This window comes from Shigella sp. SIG6 (genome assembly GCF_053555815.1).
The window spans coordinates 1-4,361 of sequence record NZ_JBQZXC010000195.1; the positions used below are offsets into that span (position 1 = coordinate 1).

At 49.1% G+C, this 4,361-nt stretch carries 5 protein-coding genes and 1 pseudogene; 2 read left to right on the plus strand and 4 right to left on the minus strand.

The window, feature by feature from the left end; all coding sequences use genetic code 11:
* Positions 1 to 203: 203 nt before the first annotated feature.
* Both cutC and ACUU1M_RS18955 read right to left on the minus strand, forming a co-directional pair.
* Complete coding sequence (cutC, locus tag ACUU1M_RS18950) at positions 204 to 950, minus strand: copper homeostasis protein CutC (RefSeq protein WP_001185741.1); 747 nt, start codon at positions 948 to 950, stop codon at positions 204 to 206.
* A gap of 13 nt (positions 951 to 963) precedes the next feature.
* Positions 964 to 1,530 carry a VOC family protein gene (locus ACUU1M_RS18955; RefSeq protein ID WP_005075312.1) on the minus strand — a complete coding sequence of 189 codons (567 nt, stop codon included), beginning with the start codon at positions 1,528 to 1,530 and terminating at the stop codon, positions 964 to 966.
* A gap of 215 nt (positions 1,531 to 1,745) precedes the next feature.
* Between ACUU1M_RS18955 and argS the strand changes: the two genes are divergently transcribed.
* The gene (gene argS, locus ACUU1M_RS18960) at positions 1,746 to 3,479 is read left to right on the plus strand and encodes an arginine--tRNA ligase (RefSeq protein ID WP_001025293.1); all 1,734 of its coding nucleotides are present in this window, start codon (positions 1,746 to 1,748) and stop codon (positions 3,477 to 3,479) included.
* Positions 3,480 to 3,520: 41 nt separating this feature from the next.
* On the opposite strand, the gene ACUU1M_RS18965 is transcribed toward argS, so the two are convergent.
* A complete protein-coding gene (locus ACUU1M_RS18965) occupies positions 3,521 to 3,565 on the minus strand; it encodes a hypothetical protein (RefSeq protein WP_212734366.1) in 45 nt (14 codons plus the stop codon).
* A 90-nt stretch (positions 3,566 to 3,655) separates the two neighbouring features.
* Here ACUU1M_RS18965 and ACUU1M_RS18970 point away from each other — a divergent pair, with 90 nt between their 5' ends.
* Complete coding sequence (locus tag ACUU1M_RS18970; protein WP_005075316.1) at positions 3,656 to 4,144, plus strand: lysozyme inhibitor LprI family protein; 489 nt, start codon at positions 3,656 to 3,658, stop codon at positions 4,142 to 4,144.
* 117 nt (positions 4,145 to 4,261) lie between these two features.
* On the opposite strand, the pseudogene ACUU1M_RS18975 reads toward ACUU1M_RS18970, so the two are convergent.
* A pseudogene (locus tag ACUU1M_RS18975) lies at positions 4,262 to 4,327 on the minus strand (flagellar protein FlhE); the annotation flags it as partial.
* Between the last annotated feature and the right edge of the window lie 34 nt (positions 4,328 to 4,361).

Consider the following 4,361-nt stretch of genomic DNA (forward strand, 5'->3'; position numbering starts at 1 on the left):
AGCACCTTAAAATCATCATCATACACTAAATCAGTAAGTTGGCAGCATTACCCACAACGCTATGCGCACTGTCACCCGCTCAACAGATCACGGTTATCGTTCGTTTTTTATACTGCTCAGGGATAAAAAAAAGCCCCTGTTGAAATTGCAGGGGCCTGGTACGAGCAAGCATCATATTGGGCGACATGATGCAACGGTAAAAATCATTTGGCCTGATGGCGTTCAATGATTCCTTTCATTTCAGCAACCGCCGCCCCGTCTACGATATAACGCGAATACTCGTCCGCGTGTTCATCTGATGACATGGACAATCCTTGATTACGATAACGCATCGGTGAGGCTTGCCACGCTCCCGCGGAGCTATGGACTTCCAGCACTCCGGCATCGAGGAAGTGGTGCAGGTTTTCTGCACGGACTCCTGCTCCAGCCATAATGATTGGAGCATCACGATGGGCAATAAGTTCCATAATTTTTGATAAACCTTGCAGTGCGTCTGATTTTTGCCCTGATGTCAGTACCCGGGCAATGCCCAATTCCGCAAGATTATTGAGTGTATATAAAGGGTTAGCGCACATATCGAAGGCGCGATGAAAAGTCACTGCCAGCGGACCGGCAGCAGCCATTATTTTTTCCATTCGTGGCATATCGACATTCCCGTCAACATCGAGAACGCCCGTCACCAGTCCAGGAAAACCTAATTCGCGGACCGTGCGCACATCCTCAAGAATGGCGGCAAACTCACCGTCGCTGTAGCAAAAATCACCACCGCGTGGGCGAATTATCGGATGCACAGGGATCGTCACCCGCTGGCGCACGGATTTCAGTACCCCCAACGACGGCGTTAAGCCCCCCTCTTTTGGGGCTGCGCATAATTCAACTCTGTCTGCGCCGTTTTGCTGCGCCGTTAGTGCACATTCCATGCTGTAACAGCAAATTTCCAGTAATGCCATTTTTGCTCCTTAATTACGCTGACTGCTCGCTGGCAACGATCTCTTCAATGGACCACGGATGAAACTTAATAGTTGTTTTGCCATCGGTGACCGCCAGCGTCGGATTCGGTAATCGCTCATGCTCACCTTTTGGTGAACTGGTTTTAACTGAGATCCCCGGTAGGCTGAGTCCTTCATCAGAAAGCAATGCCAGCGCACGGGCATTCAGCGTTTCTGGATCACCCGGCAGAACGATTTCAATATGTTCCCAACCTTCGTGTGGGTAACGTTTTTCCCCGGGCCACGGTAGCTCCACATTGGAAAACTGCCAGTGCGCAACCTGTACCGGTTCATGCAATTTAAACAGACAAATCGGTCTGCCATTGATCATATTTTCTGACAAAAGCTCGCCACACTGTTCAAAACCGCGACGCCAGCGCTCAGCGGTGACGTTTTGATGGCAACGCAAAGAAATGTGATCGGCAGTCAGCGGAGTGATATCCAACCCCAGACGGCGGGAAAGTTCATCTAATGCGTGGGTAAATCGCGGTAAATCCGATGCAATATCCTGCAGCTCGTCGATAGATTGCCAGTTCGCCATAATCACTCTTCGTCTTTCAGTAAAAGCGTTAATTTACCCTGTTGCCCTGTGCCAACCAACCGCTGATTTCACGCCGCTTCTGATGCAATAGTGAAAACGGCAATACGCCACGCGCACGTTGCTGACGAAAACAGCCATTTGCAGTATACTCCCGCCCTAATTTCTTTAACTGGTGCGGGCAATTTTTGCTCGCTTCATCAATGTAAGGTATTCCGGTGAATATTCAGGCTCTTCTCTCAGAAAAAGTCCGTCAGGCCATGATTGCGGCAGGCGCGCCTGCGGATTGCGAACCGCAGATTCGTCAGTCAGCAAAAGTTCAGTTCGGCGACTATCAGGCTAACGGCATGATGGCAGTTGCTAAAAAACTGGGTATGGCACCGCGACAATTAGCAGAGCAGGTGCTGACTCATCTGGATCTTAACGGTATCGCCAGCAAAGTTGAGATCGCCGGTCCAGGCTTTATCAACATTTTCCTTGATCCGGCATTCCTGGCTGAACATGTTCAGCAGGCGCTGGCGTCCGATCGTCTCGGTGTTGCTACGCCAGAAAAACAGACCATTGTGGTTGACTACTCTGCGCCAAACGTGGCGAAAGAGATGCACGTCGGTCACCTGCGCTCTACCATTATTGGTGACGCAGCAGTGCGTACTCTGGAGTTCCTCGGTCACAAAGTGATTCGCGCAAACCACGTCGGCGACTGGGGCACTCAGTTCGGTATGCTGATTGCATGGCTGGAAAAGCAGCAGCAGGAAAACGCCGGTGAAATGGAGCTGGCTGACCTTGAAGGTTTCTACCGCGATGCGAAAAAGCATTACGACGAAGATGAAGAGTTTGCCGAGCGTGCACGTAACTACGTGGTAAAACTGCAAAGCGGTGACGAATATTTCCGCGAGATGTGGCGCAAACTGGTCGACATCACCATGACGCAGAACCAGATCACTTACGATCGTCTCAACGTGACGCTGACCCGTGATGACGTGATGGGCGAAAGCCTCTACAACCCAATGCTGCCAGGAATTGTGGCGGATCTCAAAGCCAAAGGTCTGGCAGTAGAAAGCGAAGGGGCGACCGTCGTATTCCTTGATGAGTTTAAAAACAAGGAAGGCGAACCGATGGGCGTGATCATTCAGAAGAAAGATGGCGGCTATCTCTACACCACCACTGATATCGCCTGTGCGAAATATCGTTATGAAACACTGCATGCCGATCGCGTGCTGTATTACATCGACTCCCGTCAGCATCAACACCTGATGCAGGCATGGGCGATCGTCCGTAAAGCAGGCTATGTACCGGAATCCGTACCGCTGGAACACCACATGTTCGGCATGATGCTGGGTAAAGACGGCAAACCGTTCAAAACCCGCGCGGGTGGTACAGTGAAACTGGCAGACCTGCTGGATGAAGCCCTGGAGCGTGCACGTCGTCTGGTGGCAGAAAAGAACCCGGATATGCCAGCTGACGAGCTGGAAAAACTGGCTAACGCGGTTGGTATTGGTGCGGTGAAATATGCGGATCTCTCCAAAAACCGCACCACGGACTACATCTTCGACTGGGACAACATGCTGGCGTTTGAGGGTAATACCGCGCCATACATGCAGTATGCTTACACGCGTGTATTGTCCGTGTTCCGTAAAGCAGAAATTAACGAAGAGCAACTGGCTGCAGCTCCGGTAATCATCCGTGAAGATCGTGAAGCGCAACTGGCAGCTCGCCTGCTGCAGTTTGAAGAAACCCTCACCGTGGTTGCCCGTGAAGGCACGCCGCATGTAATGTGTGCTTACCTGTACGATCTGGCCGGTCTGTTCTCTGGCTTCTACGAGCACTGCCCGATCCTCAGCGCAGAAAACGAAGAAGTGCGTAACAGCCGTCTGAAACTGGCACAACTGACAGCGAAGACGCTGAAGCTGGGTCTGGATACGCTGGGTATTGAGACTGTAGAGCGTATGTAATCGATTTTTCGTGAGAGTGAAGCCTGATCAGGGTTAGCCGATCAGGCTTTTTTATTGCCATCTAAATGTATTCTGAAAACGGACATGCCATTGTTTTCTCACTGTTGAGTAAGAGGCCAGAAGCGTAATATCCAGGCCCAGGAAAACGATAACGGTTCAATTTAAGGAATACCGCAGTGTTTAAATTTCTTGTATTAACATTAGGCATTATCTCTTGCCAGGCTTACGCAGAAGATACGGTTATAGTAAACGACCATGACACTTCAGCCATCAAAGATTGTTGGCAAAAAAATTCAGATGATGATACTGACATTAACGTGATCAAATCATGCCTGCGACAAGAATACAATCTCGTCGATGCGCAATTAAATAAAGCCTATGGTGAAGCTTATCGTTATATAGAACAAGTGCCACGCACAGGTGCAAAAAAACTTGATACTGAACAACTTAACTTGCTTAAAAAATCACAACGAGCCTGGCTGGATTTTAGGGACAAAGAATGTGAATTAATCCTTTCAAATGAGGTTGTTCAGGATTTAAGTGACCCTTATTCTGAATCAGAATGGCTATCATGTATGATCATACAGACCAATACGCGAACTCGCCAGTTGCAGCTATACCGTAACTCTGAAGATTTTTATCCAAGCCCTTTGACAAGAGGATAATTCACATCTTTTTGGCATGTTTTGTTGCAAGCTATTCCTGATAAATGATTGCAACAAAACATCCAGCCTTTTGACTGAGTTATTAAACATACTCGCGAGCGCGTAATTTTTTGTCTTTCAGCGATAATTCACAATCACTTCATTCCGTTGTACCTTTAGCGGTGGAATTAACCGCCCTGAACCGCCCCGGGTTTCCTGGAGAGTGTTTTATCTGTGT